Origin of the sequence: Bradyrhizobium sp. 149 (assembly GCF_023073915.1) — a bacterium.
In the GTDB taxonomy this organism is placed as follows: Bacteria; Pseudomonadota; Alphaproteobacteria; order Rhizobiales; family Xanthobacteraceae; genus Bradyrhizobium.
In genome coordinates this window covers 516,658-531,658 of record NZ_JADPKK010000022.1, presented here as the reverse complement: position 1 = coordinate 531,658, position 15,001 = coordinate 516,658, and the positions used below count along the sequence as shown (strand labels likewise).

Here is a 15,001-nt window from a genome sequence, read left to right as displayed (position 1 = left end):
GTCGGCCCCAGGAGCGAGGACGAACAGACCAGATTTAGTTGCCGATGTCGCCCTGCCACAGGCGCTCATTGGCAGGATTGGAACGCCAGTTCTTCATCATGGTGATCGAGCGGTCGTCCGCAAGATCGATCCAGGGGATGCCGAACTTGTCTAGGATGTCCTTGGAGCCCGGGAAGGTGACGGATTCCCCGATGACCACCAGTTGGACCTTGAACAGAGCGAGCGCGCCGGCGCACATCGAGCACGGCGACAGCGTGGTGTACATGACGGTGTCGTGGAACGAGATCACGCCGGCCTCGCGCAGGCAGCTCATCTCGCCGTGCAGGATGACGTTGTTTTCCTGCACGCGGTTGTTGTGGCCGCGGGCGATGACCTTGTTGTCGCGGGTCAGCACGGCGCCGATCGGCAGGCCGCCTTGCGCGATCGAGGTCTCCGCCTCGCGGATCGCCTCCAGCATGAAATCGAAATGATAGGATTCGATCGCCACGGTCAGTGTCCCTTCCCGCGCGGCGTCGTGGTGCCGGTGTCGGTGGGACGCTCGATCTCGGCCTGGAACATCTCGATGATCCGGTTCAGCGCGTCCTCCTCGGTGTATTCGCTCTCGCGCGCGTAGGCGCGCGCGGCGTGACGAGCGAGATCGACGAGCAGCAGGCCCCACATGTCGGGCTCGTCGAAGGCCCGCTGGAACGCCATCGACAGCCCGCCGTCCAGCACGAAGACGCGCAGGATCTCGACCGCATCATCGCGGACGAGGACGTCGGGTGGCAATGGCTGCTCCTTCGGACCCGCCATGGTCTACCTGTAGCAGACGGCTTTGGCAGCCTCGACGACTTCGGCTGCCGAGGGCAGCGCGAGCTTCTCCAGGTTCGCGGCATAGGGCATCGGCACGTCCTTGCCGGAGACCCGGGCGACCGGGGCGTCCAGATAGTCGAATGCATGCTCCATGATCCGCGCGGCGATCTCGGCGCCGACGCCGCTCTGGGCCCAGCCCTCTTCCACCGTGACGGCACGTCCCGTCTTCTTGACGGAATTGACGATGGTCTCGGTGTCCATCGGACGCAGCGTGCGCAGGTCGATCACCTCGGCCTCGATGCCGTCCTTGGCGAGTTCGTCGGCGGCCTTCAGCGCGTAGCTCATGCCGTTCGACCATGAGATGATGGTGACGTGGCTGCCGGAGCGCACGATGCGCGCCTTGCCGATCGGGATCACGAAGTCGTCGAGCTTCGGCACCTCGCCGGTGTGGCCGTACAGCATCTCGTTCTCGAGGAAGATCACCGGATTGGGATCGCGGATCGCAGCCTTGAGCAGGCCCTTGTAATCAGCGGCCGAGAACGGCGCGACGACCTTGAGGCCCGGGACGTTGGAGTACCAGGACGAATAGTCCTGGCTGTGCTGGGCGGCGACGCGCGCGGCGGCGCCGTTGGGCCCGCGGAACACGATCGAGCAGCCCATCTGGCCGCCGGACATGTAGAGCGTCTTGGCCGCGGAGTTGATGATCTGGTCGATCGCCTGCATGGCGAAGTTGAAGGTCATGAATTCGACGATCGGCTTCAATCCGGTCATCGCGGCACCGACGCCGATGCCGGCAAAGCCATGCTCGGTGATCGGCGTGTCGATGACGCGCTTGGCGCCGAATTCCTGAAGCAGCCCTTGCGTCACCTTGTAGGCGCCCTGGTATTCGGCGACCTCTTCGCCCATCACGAAGACGTCGGCGTCGCGGCGCATCTCTTCGGCCATGGCATCGCGCAGGGCTTCGCGGATGGTCTGCGTTACCATCTCGGTGCCGGCGGGCACTTCCGGGTCGGGTTCGGCGACCGCTTGCGGCGCGGATGGTGCAGCTTTCGGAGCAGGCGCCTCGGCCTTCGCGGCGGCAGGGGCTGCGGACTCGGCGGCCTTCTGCTGCTGGGCGGGCGCGGGCGCCTTGGCGAGATCGGCGGCACTCTCGCCATCGGCCAGAATCGTCGCGATCGGCGTGTTCACGGCAACGTCGGCGGTGCCCTCGGGGATCAGGATCTTGCCGAGCGTACCTTCATCGGTCGCCTCGACCTCCATGGTCGCCTTGTCGGTCTCGATCTCGGCGATGACGTCGCCGGACTTGATCGTCTCACCCTCTTTTTTCAGCCATTTGGAGAGGTTGCCCTTCTCCATCGTGGGCGACAACGCGGGCATCAGCACTTGAATTGGCATATCGACTCCAAAAGAAAGCTTGCGCGCGTTCAGCGGTAAATATCGGTCCAGAGCTCGGCGGCATCCGGCTCGGGATCATGCTGGGCGAAATCGGCGGACGCGTTGACGATCTCGCGCACCTCGGCGTCGATCGCCTTCAGATCCTGCTCGCTGACCTTGGCGGCCAACAGGCGGTTGCGCACCTGCTCGATCGGATCCTGGTCGTGGCGAACTTTTTCGACCTCCTCGCGCGTTCTGTATTTTGCGGGATCGGACATCGAGTGGCCGCGATAACGGTAGGTCTGCATCTCCAGGATGAAGGGGCCCTTGCCCGCGCGGCACCAGGCCGCAGCCTCGTCGCCGGCGGCCTTGACGGCGCGAACGTCCATGCCATCGACCTGCTGGCCAGGAATGTTGAAGGAGGCGCCGCGCTTGGAGAAATCCTGCTGCGCCGAGGCGCGCGAGACCGAAGTGCCCATCGCGTAGCGGTTGTTCTCGATGACATAGATCACCGGCAGCTTCCACAGCTCCGCCATGTTGAAGCTCTCATAGACCTGGCCCTGGTTGGCCGCGCCGTCGCCGAAATAGGTGACGCTGACATTGTCATTGCTGCGATAATGATTGGCGAACGCGAGCCCGGTGCCGAGCGAGACCTGGGCGCCGACGATGCCGTGGCCGCCGTAAAAGTGCTTCTCCTTGCTGAACATGTGCATGGAGCCGCCCTTGCCCTTGGAATAGCCGCCGCGACGGCCCGTGAGTTCGGCCATGACGCCGTTGGCCTCCATCCCGGTGGCGAGCATATGGCCGTGATCGCGATAGCCGGTGATGACCTGATCACCCGGCTTCAGGGCCATCTGCATCCCGACCACCACGGCCTCCTGGCCGATATAGAGATGGCAGAAGCCGCCGATCGCGCCCATGCCGTAGAGCTGGCCGGCCTTTTCCTCGAACCGCCGGATCAGGAGCATGTCGCGGAGCGCCTTGAGCTCCTGCTCCCTGGTGAATTCCGGGGGCGAACCGCCGTCGGTCTTGTCCTGTGCAGTGCTTGCGGCGGCTTTCTTGGGTGCGGCCATGGGAATTCCGGGTCAGAGAAAACTTCAGCCCTCTCTAACCCAACTCAAACGCCCTTGGAAAGCACCGCGGCGGCATGGCACGACTTTCATTATGCCGCACTGCAACGTGATCGTAATATTGCAAAATCTTTGACGCAGATCGGGCAACATTTAGCTCTCGACTCCCACCATCGTGTGTGGAAGCGGAGCGCAGACACGCTCGCGTCAGCTGCAGGAATGCAACAGGCTGTTTGCATATCGCGATCGCGCTAGATCGATGGAATCAGTGACAGACCGCAACGCCTCCGCGAACGGACGCTTGCGCCGCTCGCGTCTCAGTTCGCCGGGATCATCCGGACGAGATCACGCGGATTGACGTAGTCGAGCTGGAAGCGCGCCCGCTCGTCCAGCATGTCGGGGTCGATCTTCGCGGAGCGCAGCAGCGAAACGCGCTGCTCGCTCCTGGCGCGCTCGCGCTTGAGCTGTGCCAGCTCGCTGGTCAGCGCCACGATCTCCTGGTCGAGCTCCTGGCGGGCGTTGAGGCCGTATTTGCCGGTATAGGCGTTGACGCCGAAATAGCCGACAATGGCGGCCGCCATGGCATAGAGGGCAAGACCGGTCAGGATCGATTTCAGGCGCGCGCGGGAGACCATCCTGGGAAGATGGGTCAGGTTGGTTAAGGGCGTGCTAATTGCCCCTGCCCCGAACCGCCGATTGTCATGCCCGGGCTTGTCCCGGGCATGACAAGGATTGAGCGGCCTCAGCCGTGATGTTTCGCCACGTGCGCCGCAAACGCGTCGATATAGGCCTGCAGCACCGGCTTCAGAGAATCCTTCGTCAGGTTGCCCTCGGCATCGAAGGCGTCGCCGACCCCGTTTAGATAGGCCTCGGGCTGCTGCATGATCGGGCCGGAAATGCCCGGCAGGATGTTCTGGAGCGTCTTTGCGGCACTGACGCCGCCCAGAGGACCCGGCGAGTTCGAGATGATGCCGACCGGCTTGCCGTTGAACGAGCTCTTGCCATAGGGCCGCGAGGCGACGTCGATGGCGTTCTTCAGCACGCCCGGGATCGCGCGATTGTATTCAGGCGTGACGAAGATAACGCCGTCCGACTTCTGGATCTTTTCGCGGAAAGACAACCAGTCGGCCGGTGGCGCGCCCTCGAGGTCCTGGTTGAAGAACGAGATGCCGGCCGGCGTGATGACCTCGAGCTTGAGCGAGGCCGGCGCGAGCTTGGCGAGCGCATTGGCGATCTTCAGCGAAAAGCTGTCCTTGCGCAGGCTGCCGGCGATCGTGACGATATTGTAGGCCATGGGGTGTCCTCGAAATCTTCAGCGGGAGTGCCGGGGCGGCACTTAAGCGATCCTCGGCGATGGATGCAAGTGCATGGACCGGCGCGATTTGGAAACGCTGAGTTTCTGAACGGTTGCCCAAGACAATCAGGCCGCCAAGCGGCGGCCCGATCTTTCTTACAATCTGCAGACCGGCTCAGATCGTCGGATTCCATGCCGACGGGATCAGGCGATATCTGGCGCCGTCCTTCTCGACATGGCCGACGGAGGGGAAGGTGAAGTGGAAGCCGATCACGGTCGCCTTCTCTGCCGCCGCCATGTCGTAGAATTTGTGGCGGGTCTCCTGCGCCATCGCAGCATCGGTATCGAACACCACATGCCAGTCGGGATTGCGCAGGAAGAACTCCGGGATGTTGGTGACGTCGGACTGGATCAGCACCTTGGCATCGCCGGAGGCGACCGCGAACGAGGTGTGCCCAGGGGTGTGGCCGGGCGTCGCGATCGAGGTGATGCCGGGTGCGACCTCCTTGCCCCAATCGTATTTCGTCACCTTGGACTCGAGGCCGGCAAAGGTCTTCTTCACGTTGGCGAAGTAGTTCTTCATCATCGGGTTGGACTCGGCCTTGGCGGCGTTGTCCTCGCTGGTCCAGAATTCCCAGTCTTTGCCCGGCACCATGATCTCCGCATTGGGGAAGGCAAGCGCGCCGTCGGCGAGACGAATGCCGTTGGTGTGGTCGGGATGCAGATGCGAGAGCAGCACGACGTCGATGCTCTTGGGGTCGATGCCGGCAGCCTGGAGGTTCTGCAACGCGCGGCCGACCGCGCCCTTACTCGGCTCGAGATTGGCGACGCCGTTGCCGGTATCGATCAGCACCAGCTTTGAGCCGGTGTTGATGAGCTGCGGATTGAACGGCACCGTGACCATGCCCTTCGGCATGTAGGCTGCCTCGCCCGCGGCCAGCGCCTCCTCCTTCGGCGCGTTGGCAACGAACTTGTCCGGCATCGGGAAAGTGCGCGCGCCGTCATTGATCGAGGTGCACTCGTAGCTGCCGACCTTGTAGCGGTAGAAGCCCGGCGCCTGCGTGCCGGCCTGCGGCACCGCGGCATTGGCGGCGGTCGGTCCAAGCTTGGTCACGGCCGCCGCACTGAGGGCGGCGGCGCCTGCGAGCAAGTGGCGGCGATTGAGATCGGTCATGAGAGGTCCCCTTCTGAGCGCCTGCGGTTATTCCGCTTTCAATGGCGGCGGAGTAATCTCCCGCTTCGCTCAGAAGGCAAGACCTTCTTTGGGTGACCAGCTGCCGCAGATCACGACAATTTATTTGGGGCGATGAGGAATTTTTCGCCGGTGGCGCGTTTGGCGTAGATCGCGATATTGGCAGGATCGAGCGTCTCCTGAAGCGACACCACCTTGGTGTAGTGGCTGGCAAACGTGGTCTTCAGCTCGTCGACGACGCGCTGGCGCAGCTTGGCCCCGTCCGCCTGCCCGATCTTCATCAGGAACGGAAACAGCAGCCAGCCGCCGACGCCCCAGGCCATGCCGAAGCCGCGCGGCAGCTCGATCGGGCGAACATCGAGCCCGCCGTAGACATAGACCTGCTTGTGCACGTTGGAGCCGTAGCGGCTGTATTCCTTCGCGGTCTTGTTGATCGCGACTTCCATGCAGTTGAGGATATCGCCGGCGAGCTTGCCGCCGCCGATGGCGTCGAAAGCGATGGTGGCGCCGGTCTCGACCAGCGCGTTGGTGAGATCGCCGAGGAAGCTTGGCGCGCTGGAATCGACGACATATTTGGCGCCGATCTTGTGCAGGATGTCGGCCTGCTCCTTGCTGCGCACGATGTTGACCAGTGGGATGCCGTCCTTGATGCAGATCTTGTTCAGCATCTGTCCGAGATTGGAGGCGGCGGCGGTGTGCACCAGCGCCTTGTGCCCCTCGCGCCGCATGGTTTCGGTCATGCCGAGCGCCGTCAGCGGATTGACGAAGCAGGAGGCACCTTCGGCCGGCGTCGTGCCTTCCGGCAACGGCAGGCACTCGCGCACCTTCAACGTACGATACTGCGCATACATCGCACCGCCGATCATGGCGACGGTCTTGCCCATCAGTGCCTTCGCGGCATCCGACGAGCCGGTCCTGATCACGACGCCCGCGCCTTCGTTACCGACCGGCATGGACTCGTCGAGCCGGCCTGCCATCGCGCGCATCGCGCCTTCCGGAACCTGCGCGGTGATGACGGGCGCATCTTTGGTGCCCGACGCCTTCGCCGTGCTCATATCGGCCGCGCCGATCAGGAGCCCGAGGTCGGACGGGTTGATCGGGGCCGCCTCGACGCGGACGACGACTTCGTCCGCGGCGGGCTCGGGGGTCGGCACGTCGAGGAGCGAGATCTCGAGCTCACCGCTCTTCTTGATCAGCGAACGCAGCTGCAGGCCGTTCTTGCCGTCGCTCATGTCGATCCTCCCCTGTTTTGTCGAGACGCTGGCTTATGCCAGCGCCTTCAGTGCCGCCTTGCCGCCGTAGAGCGCCTGCTTGCCGAGCTGCTGCTCGATGCGCAGGAGCTGGTTGTATTTGGCGGTGCGATCGGAGCGCGCAAGGGAGCCGGTCTTGATCTGACCGCAATTGGTGGCGACCGCGAGATCGGCGATGGTCGAATCCTCGGTCTCGCCGGAGCGGTGCGACATCACAGAGGTGTAGCCGGCCTTGTGCGCCATTTCGACGGCGGCGAGCGTCTCGGTCAGCGTGCCGATCTGGTTGACCTTGATCAGGATCGAGTTGGCCCGTCCGGCCTTGATGCCTTCGGCGAGGCGCTTGACGTTGGTGACGAAGAGATCGTCGCCGACGAGCTGGCACTTCTTGCCGACGAGGTCGGTCAGCTCCTTCCAGCCGTCCATGTCGTCTTCCGACATGCCGTCCTCGATGGTCACGATCGGATAGCGCGCGACGAGGTCGGCGAGGTACTTGGCCTGCTCGGAGATCGAGCGGGTCTTGCCCTCACCTTCGTAGACGTATTTGCCGTCCTTGAAGAACTCGGTCGAGGCGCAGTCGAGGCCGATGACGATGTCGGAGCCCGCCTTGTAGCCGGCCTTGCCGATCGCGTTCATGACGAATTCGAGCGCGGCGTCCGCCGACGGCAGGTTCGGCGCAAAGCCGCCCTCGTCGCCGACATTGGTGTTGTGGCCGGCCTTCTTCAACTCGGATTTCAAGGTATGGAAGACTTCGGCGCCGTAGCGCAGGCCTTCGGCGAAGGAGGACGCGCCCACGGGGAGGATCATGAACTCCTGGAAGTCGATCGGGTTGTCGGCGTGCATGCCGCCATTGATGATGTTCATCATCGGCACCGGCAAGAGACGCGCCGAGGTGCCGCCGACGTAACGGTAGAGCGGCATGTCGAGCGAGTTTGCGGCCGCCTTGGCGCAGGCGAGCGAGACGCCGAGGATGGCGTTGGCGCCCAGCCGGCTCTTGTTCGGCGTGCCATCGAGGTCGATCATGATCTGGTCGAGCTGGGCCTGCTGCTCGACATCGAGGCCGCTCAGGGCCTCGAAGATCTCGCCGTTGACGGCGCCGACCGCCTTGGTGACGCCCTTGCCGAGATAGCGGGCCTTGTCGCCGTCGCGCAGTTCCACCGCCTCGTGGGCGCCGGTGGAGGCGCCGGACGGCACGGCAGCACGGCCGAGCGCGCCATCTTCCAGCACGACGTCGACCTCGACGGTGGGATTGCCACGGCTATCGAGAATTTCGCGGCCGATGATGTCGATGATGGCGGTCATGATATGCACTTCCGTTCGTTAGGGCTGATCGGTGCCGCGGGTCTTACACGGAGCGCAAGCAAATGTGAACGCTTGGACGGCGTGCTTCGACTGACGCGTGAAGTGTCCAGGACTAAGCTTGACGGCATCTGGTCCGCGCGCAAAACCTCAATCTGAAACAGTCGGGGTAACGCCATGAATCGCCGCCAGTTTCTTGCCTCGAGTGCCGCCCTCCTCGCGGCCCGCCCAAGTTTTGCGCAGGAAGGGCCGTTCCGGACAAGATACTTCCCCATCAGCCCCGGCATCGGTCTGCACGACCTCGCTCCCGCCCCTGATGGCACGGTTTGGTTTACGGCCCAGGGCAAGGGCCTGCTCGGCAGGCTCGATCCGAAGGATGGCAGCTATAAGACGGTCAGCCTCGGCCAGGGCGCGGCCCCGCACGGCGTGACCATCGGCCCCGACGGCGCGCCCTGGATCACCGAGGGCGGCCAGAATGCGATCGGCCGCGTCGACCCTTCCGACCTCAAGGTCACGCTGTTCCGCCTGCCCGAAAAGTTCGCCTACGCCAATCTCAACACCGGCGTGTTCGACAAGGAAGGCACCTACTGGTTCACCGGCCAGTCCGGTTATTACGGCCGGCTCAAGCCGAACTCGGGACGGTTGGACGTGTTCGGGGCGCCCAAGGGCGTCGGCCCCTACGGCATCACCGTAACGCCCAAGGGCGACGTCTGGTACGCCTCGCTCGCCGGCAGCTACATCGCGAAGATAGATCTTGCGACGGGCAATGCCACTGTCGTCGAGCCGCCGACGCCGAGCCAGGGCTCGCGGCGCGTCTGGTCGGATTCGACCAGCCGGATCTGGGTCAGCGAGTGGAACAGCGGCCACGTCTCGGTGCACGATCCCGCGGAAGCCTCCTGGAAGACCTGGAAGCTGCCGGGTGAACGTCCCCGCGCCTACGCGGTCTATGTCGACGACAAGGACAAGGTCTGGCTGACCGATTTCTCCGCCAACGCCATCGTCCGCTTCGATCCGGCTACCGAAAAGTTCAACCTGTTCGCCAGCGACAAGGCCAATGCCAATGTGCGCCAGCTCGACGGCAGGCTGGGCGAGCTCTGGGGCTGCGAGTCCGGCAACGACCGGATCGTCATGATCCAGACGATCGCCGCCGGTTGACGGCAGCGGCGTTTGCGTCCATCCCGGCATCCTCTGGGACGCGATCTTATCGCGCTCCAGCCGTTTTTTGACTGAGCATGATCTTTCGGAAAACCGGTGCCCACTTTTCCGGATCATGCCCCACAGGATGTGACGACGATGGCAAAAAAATCCCTTCAGCTCGGCCGTGCGGTCGAATGGCCGCACACGCCGGAAGAAGCTCAGCTCGACCGTGTGCCCAATCCGCAAAAGGGCACGGACTATCTGGTGCGCCTCACCGCGCCGGAATTCACCTCGCTCTGCCCGGTCACGGGACAACCGGATTTCGCACATCTGATGATCGACTACGCCCCCGGCCAATGGCTGCTGGAGTCGAAGTCGCTCAAGCTCTACATCGCGAGCTTCCGCAATCACGGCGCCTTCCACGAGGACTGCACCGTGATGATTGGCAAGCGCATCGCGAGCGAGATCAAGCCGAAGTTCTTGCGCATCGGCGGCTACTGGTATCCGCGCGGCGGCATCCCGATCGACGTGTTCTGGCAGACCGGCCGCGCGCCGAAGGGCCTGTGGGTACCCGACCAGGGCGTCGCGCCCTATCGCGGGCGGGGATAATCTTTGTGGCCGTTGCCGGCGGATCAATGCCCGCTCAGCACCAGCGTCTGGATCGGCAAGAGCAGGACCTGAATCCGCAACAGCATTGCGTGCACAAGCCCGGTCGCATCGACGACATGCAAACCAAAGCTCTTGAACGAACCGAGCTTCCCTGACGAGATCAGCTCGTGGTTGCTGGTGTAGGCGTTGGCGACACAACTGCTACCGGGCGTCACGCCCTCCAGCCCGCCGCTGTAAATCGGCTCCATGAAAACGAGGATGGTGCCCGGACGCGCGACCTGCTGCGCCTCGATCAGTTGTTCGCCGCCCCTGAACTGGCCCGCCGCGATGTAATCCTGCACATTCGTTACAACCATTGGGATGATCGTCCACGGCTTTGAGATACATGTTGCTTCGGCCACCATACCGACCTTCATGACCTGTGCCTCGATTTGCCCAAATCCCGCCAACAGGGCGCGCCGTCCAGCCCCCTCGGGAATCAGAACACCGGCCGATCGTATCATCGGATTGACGATATCGCCCGGCCTCAGCCCGAACTGCTCGACACGCCCGTCGACGCCGGCGCGAATGAAGGTCTTGTCCAGATCGACCTGCGCTTCGGCCAATGCCGCCTCGGCGCTTGCCTTTTCCGCCGGTAGCAGAGCGCTCAGCCGCGTCGTCGCGGATTGCCTGGAAGCGGTCGCTGCATCGAGAGTGCCCTGTCGCCCCGCGGCGGTCACTTCGAGCTTCTCGATATCGCGTTGCGGAACGATACCGGGATTGCGCTTTTGCAATTCGCGCTTGGTATCGAGTTCGTCCTGAGCCTGCTGCAGCGAGCCCTTTGCCTCCTGAAGCTGCCCTTCCGCCTTCATGATATCGGCTTGCGCCGTGAGCATGGCGGCATCGACCTCGGCAATCTTGCGCTTGGCTGTGAGGAGCGACGCCTCCTGCTTGGCGCTGTCGAGCCTGAAAAGCACATCGCCTCGTTTGACTGACGCGCTGACGTCGACATGAACCTCGGCGACCCGGCCGGTGACTTCGGACACAATCGGGACAGTTCGATAGAACAACGTCGCTGACGACGTCGACGGATGATAATAGAAGATCATCGTGATGAGCGAGACCGTCAGCATCAGGCAGGCGATGATGCCAAATCGCAGCTCGAACCAGACCGAATACAGCGTGATTTCGTGCCCGATGCGCTTTCCCTGCCGATAGCGGCGATAGAGATAGTCCGGGAATATCGTGAGGAGGGAGCAGAGAAACAGCTCAAGCATGGCTGGCCGCCTCGCTCTTAACGCTCCCGGCCTTGGCATCGCCGGCTGCAGCAAGGGGCGCGGCAGCGGCTTCGTGCGGCGATTCTGCGAAACCTTCCTCAGGCGCGACGCCGGCCATCTTCTCAACCGATCCGGCAATCTTGCGTAGCGGCGTGCCGAAGTCCGGCAGATCGATCATGGCGAGAAACAGGCCGATCACCCAGAACAGGTGGTTGTGCGTGAACAGCGCCAGCAGCCCCAGCACGGCCACGATTTCAAACTGGAATTTCTGCGACTTGTGAGCCATCCGCTCCGGCATTGTGTGCAGGTGCAAATAGAAATTCCCGACCGCGAGAACGGCCACCACGAGAACGATGCCGACGACGACCATCAGCATATCGGTGTCGCCAGGCGCCGTAATGAAGGAAGGCAGATGATGGGGCGCAGCGGGATGAAGCGGTTCACTCACGCGACTCTCCCTGAAATTGTGTTGGGAGCTGACCGCTCCGAATTCATCCTTTCACATTGCGGGAGCTTGGCAAGCGCAAAGCCGGCCAGTGCCGCTAATACACGCTGAGCAGGTCGACCTTCGCATTTGCGAGCATCAGCCGCCGCGCCAGGATCGCGGCGACGTTGCGCATGATCTTCAGCGCGGTCTCGGGATGCAGCCGGCGGTAGTCGGCAAAACTAGCGGCCCATATCGCGCACGTCTCCTCGAAGCCTGGTCGGCCATGACGCTGCTGCGAACGTCGGCTTTGCGGTTGAGCATGTGCAGGTCGAACCGCGCTGTCACGGACCTCGTAGACGTGCCCGTCGATGGTGACGAGCGCAATGCCGAAATCGTCGCACGCTTCAGCTCGGGAATGTACTCGGCGAGCTCGCCCGAATTGTCGGCCCTGAACTCCTCGTAGCAATCGGTCAGAAAACGCCGCAGTGGCGGCTTGGTCGGGTATCCTGTCGATCGGGTCGCGCTTGCCGCGCTGGGCCAACGGATGGGCTGAGCATCCACGGTGTCACACCTTGATTTCCTCCAAATGGAAGGAATCCCCGTGCCATGCATACGACGGCCGGCTGTGGCGCGGTGACCAGACGCGACACGCTCGCTTGCGCCCCGGCGGTGATCCTGCTCAACCTGAGAGCGGTAGCTTGATACGTCCATCAGACCCGCGCGTCGGACGGTGCACGCTGTTTGAGCAGCCGGGCGCAGACGAAGCCCAGCACCACCATGATCGCGGCGCTCGCGAACAGGGTCGGCATCTTGCCGCCATGTTGGATGCCAACGCCATACGCCAGCGGCCCCACGGTTTGCCCCATGAAAAAGAAGAACGAATGCAGCGACAGCGCGGTCGCACGCGCCTCGACCGACAGCTCGCTGGCAAACATCTGGAGGCAGCCATGGGCGATGTAGAAGCCCCAGCCCATGACGATGAGATTCAGCGCCTGGACTTCCCAGCGTGGGCCGAAGGCGACGACAACGAGCTGCGAGGCCACCAGCGTCATGCCCGCCATCATCATTCCCTTCATGCCCAGCCACGGCAGCAGGCGCGACACCGTCAGCGTGTAGAACAGGCCGCCGACCGCAAAGCCCGCGATGACGAGACCGGCGATCGAGAGCGAGGTCTGCCCGATCTCGAACAGGAACGAGGCTATGTAGGGAAACAGGCCGAGCACGCAGCAGCCTTCGATGAACACCGCCGAATAACAGACATAGGCGTTCGGGTTGGTGAAGATGGTACGATAGCCGGCCTTCAGCGCCGACAGGCTCGTCTTCGGCGGATGCTTGACCCTGGCGCCACGAAAACCGGCAGCGACCGCGACCGACGCAACGATCACGAGCACGCCGAGCACCGCCAGCACGCCGCGCCAGCCGAGGAAATCGCCGATCAGGCCCGAGGCGGAGGCGCCAAGGAGATTGCCGGTCATCGCGCCGGCGAGCGTGCGGCTGATCGCGACCTGGCGTTTCTCCGGACGGACGAGATCGCTGGTCAGGCTGAGCGCCACCGGAAATACGCCGCCGGAGCCGATGCCGGCGAGGATGCGGGTCGCGAACAGAACCGAGAACGAGGTTGAGAACGCACCCAGGATGTTGGCGAGGCCGAGCAGGGCGAGGCAGCCGATCATCAGCCGCGTCTTGCCGAACAGATCGGCCGCGGCGCCGACAATCGGCTGGATGATCGAGAAGGTGAAGGCGAACACCGCGGCGAAGCCGGCAGCGGTCGCGATGCTGACGCCAAAATCCTCGGCGACGTGCGGCAGCACCGGATCGAGCGCGCGCGCGGAGAGCGCTGCGGCGAAGCTTGCACCGCAGATGACGTAGAGCGCGGCCGGCAGGCCGTGATCGTGCGGCCGCGCCTCGCCCTGCTGCATCAGCGCGGGCCGGTTCTGACGGATTCCTTGGCGAGCGCGTCGAACGCCATCAGCTTTCGGATCAGCCCTTCGAACTCGCGCAGCGGCACCATGTTGGGTCCGTCGGACGGCGCGCTATCAGGGTCGGGATGGGTCTCGATGAAGACGCCGGCAACACCGACCGCGACGGCTGCGCGTGCGAGCACCGGCACGAATTCGCGCTCGCCTCCGGAAGACGTCCCCTTCCCGCCCGGCTGCTGCACCGAATGAGTCGCGTCGAAGATCACGGGCGCGCCGGTGGTGCGCGCGAGGATCGGCAAGGCGCGCATGTCAGAGACCAGCGTGTTGTAGCCGAAGGACGCACCGCGCTCGGTGACGAGCACGTTCGGATTGTTCGCGCTGGTGATCTTGGACACGACATTGGCCATGTCCCAGGGCGCGAGAAATTGGCCCTTCTTGACGTTGACGACCTTGCCGGTCGCGGCGGCCGCCAGCAGCAGATCGGTCTGCCGACACAGGAACGCCGGGATCTGCAACACGTCCACCGCCTGCGCCACCTCGGCGCACTGCGCTGCGTCATGCACGTCGGTCAGGACCGGCACGCCGAGCGACGATTGGATTTCAGCGAAGATCGGCAGCGACTGGGCAAGCCCCAGCCCGCGCGCAGCCGACGCGCTGGTGCGATTGGCCTTGTCGAACGAGGTCTTGTAGACGAGGCCGATCTGCAGCCGCGCGGCGATCTCCTTCAGCGCGGACGCCACCTCCAGCGCATGCTGGCGGCTTTCGAGCTGACACGGCCCGGCAATGATCGAGATCGGCAGTTCATTGCCGAATTTGACCGTGCCAATGGCGACGACCGGCGCCGCTGACGTCGAAGAGCTCAAGGCAAATCCCTCGTTTCGGCGCGACCATAGCCGCGATAAAGGGCGGATCAACCCCATTCGGCCTGGGCTCCCAGAATATCAGGGTTGCGCCCAGGCTCCGCGCGACGTCAGCCTCTACTTCACGGCCGAGAAGGCGGTCGGCGCCAGGATCTGGCTGACGATGTTGCCGACGATCTGGCCGTCCGCCTCGCTCTCGGCGCGCGCTTTCATCCAGTCCGGATCGGTCATGAAGCCGACCCACTTCTTCTCGCGCTCGGCGAGCGAGTCCCAGGCCAGGAAATAGGTCAGCTCCTGGTTGGATTCACCGATCAGCGTCGTGAAGAACCCGGCCTGCTTGATGCCGTGCTTTTCCCACAGCTTCAGCGTGACGGTCTCGAACCGCTTGAGCAGCGCCGGCAGGCGGCCGGGCACGCAACGATAGATGCGCATTTCATAGATCATTCTTTCCTCCCTGATTACGTCCGGCGGTTATAACGGCCCGCCCTGACGGTGTCTTGAGGCCCGCTGGGCCGCCCCCTGTGG

16 protein-coding genes and 1 pseudogene are annotated in these 15,001 nt (G+C 63.8%); 2 read left to right on the top strand and 15 right to left on the bottom strand.

From position 1 onward, the window contains the following. Positions 1–34: 34 nt before the first annotated feature. The 9 genes from IVA88_RS20160 to eno form a co-directional block, all read right to left on the bottom strand. Entirely contained in the window at positions 35–487 is a 453-nt protein-coding gene (locus IVA88_RS20160) for a nucleoside deaminase (RefSeq protein WP_247498943.1), read from the bottom strand. A gap of 2 nt (positions 488–489) precedes the next feature. Continuing rightward, on the bottom strand, positions 490–792 hold the full coding sequence (locus tag IVA88_RS20155; protein ID WP_007590623.1) for a DUF5076 domain-containing protein: 303 nt from the start codon (positions 790–792) through the stop codon (positions 490–492). A gap of 3 nt (positions 793–795) precedes the next feature. Beyond that, positions 796–2,187, bottom strand: a complete 1,392-nt coding sequence (locus IVA88_RS20150) for a pyruvate dehydrogenase complex E1 component subunit beta (protein WP_247498942.1) — start codon at positions 2,185–2,187, stop codon at positions 796–798. 29 nt (positions 2,188–2,216) lie between these two features. Then, positions 2,217–3,239 (bottom strand): pyruvate dehydrogenase (acetyl-transferring) E1 component subunit alpha, encoded by a 1,023-nt coding sequence (pdhA, locus tag IVA88_RS20145; RefSeq protein WP_247498941.1) that lies wholly within the window; start codon positions 3,237–3,239, stop codon positions 2,217–2,219. 314 nt (positions 3,240–3,553) lie between these two features. Beyond that, positions 3,554–3,871 carry a septum formation initiator family protein gene (locus tag IVA88_RS20140; protein ID WP_247349469.1) on the bottom strand — a complete coding sequence of 106 codons (318 nt, stop codon included), beginning with the start codon at positions 3,869–3,871 and terminating at the stop codon, positions 3,554–3,556. A 107-nt stretch (positions 3,872–3,978) separates the two neighbouring features. Further along, a complete protein-coding gene (locus tag IVA88_RS20135; protein ID WP_247498940.1) occupies positions 3,979–4,530 on the bottom strand; it encodes an NAD(P)H-dependent oxidoreductase in 552 nt (183 codons plus the stop codon). A gap of 175 nt (positions 4,531–4,705) precedes the next feature. Beyond that, positions 4,706–5,704: an MBL fold metallo-hydrolase gene (locus IVA88_RS20130; RefSeq protein ID WP_247498939.1), complete on the bottom strand. Its 999-nt coding sequence runs from the start codon at positions 5,702–5,704 to the stop codon at positions 4,706–4,708. 110 nt (positions 5,705–5,814) lie between these two features. Next, positions 5,815–6,954, bottom strand: coding sequence for a zinc-binding dehydrogenase (locus tag IVA88_RS20125; protein ID WP_247498938.1), 1,140 nt, complete (start codon positions 6,952–6,954; stop codon positions 5,815–5,817). 33 nt (positions 6,955–6,987) lie between these two features. After that, positions 6,988–8,271, bottom strand: coding sequence for a phosphopyruvate hydratase (eno, locus tag IVA88_RS20120; protein ID WP_247349200.1), 1,284 nt, complete (start codon positions 8,269–8,271; stop codon positions 6,988–6,990). A 174-nt stretch (positions 8,272–8,445) separates the two neighbouring features. Between eno and IVA88_RS20115 the strand changes: the two genes are divergently transcribed. Both IVA88_RS20115 and queF read left to right on the top strand, forming a co-directional pair. Further along, positions 8,446–9,423 carry a lyase gene (locus tag IVA88_RS20115; RefSeq protein WP_247498937.1) on the top strand — a complete coding sequence of 326 codons (978 nt, stop codon included), beginning with the start codon at positions 8,446–8,448 and terminating at the stop codon, positions 9,421–9,423. A gap of 138 nt (positions 9,424–9,561) precedes the next feature. After that, positions 9,562–10,014 (top strand): preQ(1) synthase, encoded by a 453-nt coding sequence (gene queF, locus IVA88_RS20110; protein ID WP_247498936.1) that lies wholly within the window; start codon positions 9,562–9,564, stop codon positions 10,012–10,014. A gap of 23 nt (positions 10,015–10,037) precedes the next feature. Here the strand turns inward: queF and IVA88_RS20105 are convergent, their stop codons facing one another. From IVA88_RS20105 to IVA88_RS20080, 6 genes and pseudogenes are all read right to left on the bottom strand, one after another. Continuing rightward, positions 10,038–11,270, bottom strand: coding sequence for a biotin/lipoyl-binding protein (locus tag IVA88_RS20105; protein WP_247500360.1), 1,233 nt, complete (start codon positions 11,268–11,270; stop codon positions 10,038–10,040). Continuing rightward, a complete protein-coding gene (locus IVA88_RS20100; protein WP_247498935.1) occupies positions 11,263–11,718 on the bottom strand; it encodes a hypothetical protein in 456 nt (151 codons plus the stop codon). The genes IVA88_RS20105 and IVA88_RS20100 overlap by 8 nt, the downstream gene beginning before the upstream one ends. A 310-nt stretch (positions 11,719–12,028) precedes the next feature. Continuing rightward, positions 12,029–12,258, bottom strand: a pseudogene (locus IVA88_RS32590) (glutaminase); the annotation flags it as partial. Between the two features lie 149 nt (positions 12,259–12,407). Continuing rightward, entirely contained in the window at positions 12,408–13,616 is a 1,209-nt protein-coding gene (locus IVA88_RS20090) for an MFS transporter (RefSeq protein ID WP_247498934.1), read from the bottom strand. Further along, positions 13,616–14,479, bottom strand: coding sequence for a 3-deoxy-8-phosphooctulonate synthase (gene kdsA / locus IVA88_RS20085; protein ID WP_247498933.1), 864 nt, complete (start codon positions 14,477–14,479; stop codon positions 13,616–13,618). The genes IVA88_RS20090 and kdsA overlap by 1 nt, the downstream gene beginning before the upstream one ends. 114 nt (positions 14,480–14,593) lie before the next feature. Then, positions 14,594–14,920, bottom strand: coding sequence for an NIPSNAP family protein (locus IVA88_RS20080; protein WP_247498932.1), 327 nt, complete (start codon positions 14,918–14,920; stop codon positions 14,594–14,596). Between the last annotated feature and the right edge of the window lie 81 nt (positions 14,921–15,001).

What these genes read in the sequence shown, in the direction of transcription:
- IVA88_RS20155 (WP_007590623.1), bottom strand. Translation starts at nt 792, where the DNA reads ATGGCGGGTCCGAAGGAGCAGCCATTGCCACCCGACGTCCTCGTCCGC.
- IVA88_RS20150 (WP_247498942.1), bottom strand. Translation starts at nt 2,187, where the DNA reads ATGCCAATTCAAGTGCTGATGCCCGCGTTGTCGCCCACGATGGAGAAG.
- pdhA (WP_247498941.1), bottom strand. Translation starts at nt 3,239, where the DNA reads ATGGCCGCACCCAAGAAAGCCGCCGCAAGCACTGCACAGGACAAGACC.
- IVA88_RS20140 (WP_247349469.1), bottom strand. Translation starts at nt 3,871, where the DNA reads ATGGTCTCCCGCGCGCGCCTGAAATCGATCCTGACCGGTCTTGCCCTC.
- IVA88_RS20135 (WP_247498940.1), bottom strand. Translation starts at nt 4,530, where the DNA reads ATGGCCTACAATATCGTCACGATCGCCGGCAGCCTGCGCAAGGACAGC.
- IVA88_RS20130 (WP_247498939.1), bottom strand. Translation starts at nt 5,704, where the DNA reads ATGACCGATCTCAATCGCCGCCACTTGCTCGCAGGCGCCGCCGCCCTC.
- IVA88_RS20125 (WP_247498938.1), bottom strand. Translation starts at nt 6,954, where the DNA reads ATGAGCGACGGCAAGAACGGCCTGCAGCTGCGTTCGCTGATCAAGAAG.
- eno (WP_247349200.1), bottom strand. Translation starts at nt 8,271, where the DNA reads ATGACCGCCATCATCGACATCATCGGCCGCGAAATTCTCGATAGCCGT.
- IVA88_RS20115 (WP_247498937.1), top strand. Translation starts at nt 8,446, where the DNA reads ATGAATCGCCGCCAGTTTCTTGCCTCGAGTGCCGCCCTCCTCGCGGCC.
- queF (WP_247498936.1), top strand. Translation starts at nt 9,562, where the DNA reads ATGGCAAAAAAATCCCTTCAGCTCGGCCGTGCGGTCGAATGGCCGCAC.
- IVA88_RS20105 (WP_247500360.1), bottom strand. Translation starts at nt 11,270, where the DNA reads ATGCTTGAGCTGTTTCTCTGCTCCCTCCTCACGATATTCCCGGACTAT.
- IVA88_RS20090 (WP_247498934.1), bottom strand. Translation starts at nt 13,616, where the DNA reads ATGCAGCAGGGCGAGGCGCGGCCGCACGATCACGGCCTGCCGGCCGCG.
- IVA88_RS20080 (WP_247498932.1), bottom strand. Translation starts at nt 14,920, where the DNA reads ATGATCTATGAAATGCGCATCTATCGTTGCGTGCCCGGCCGCCTGCCG.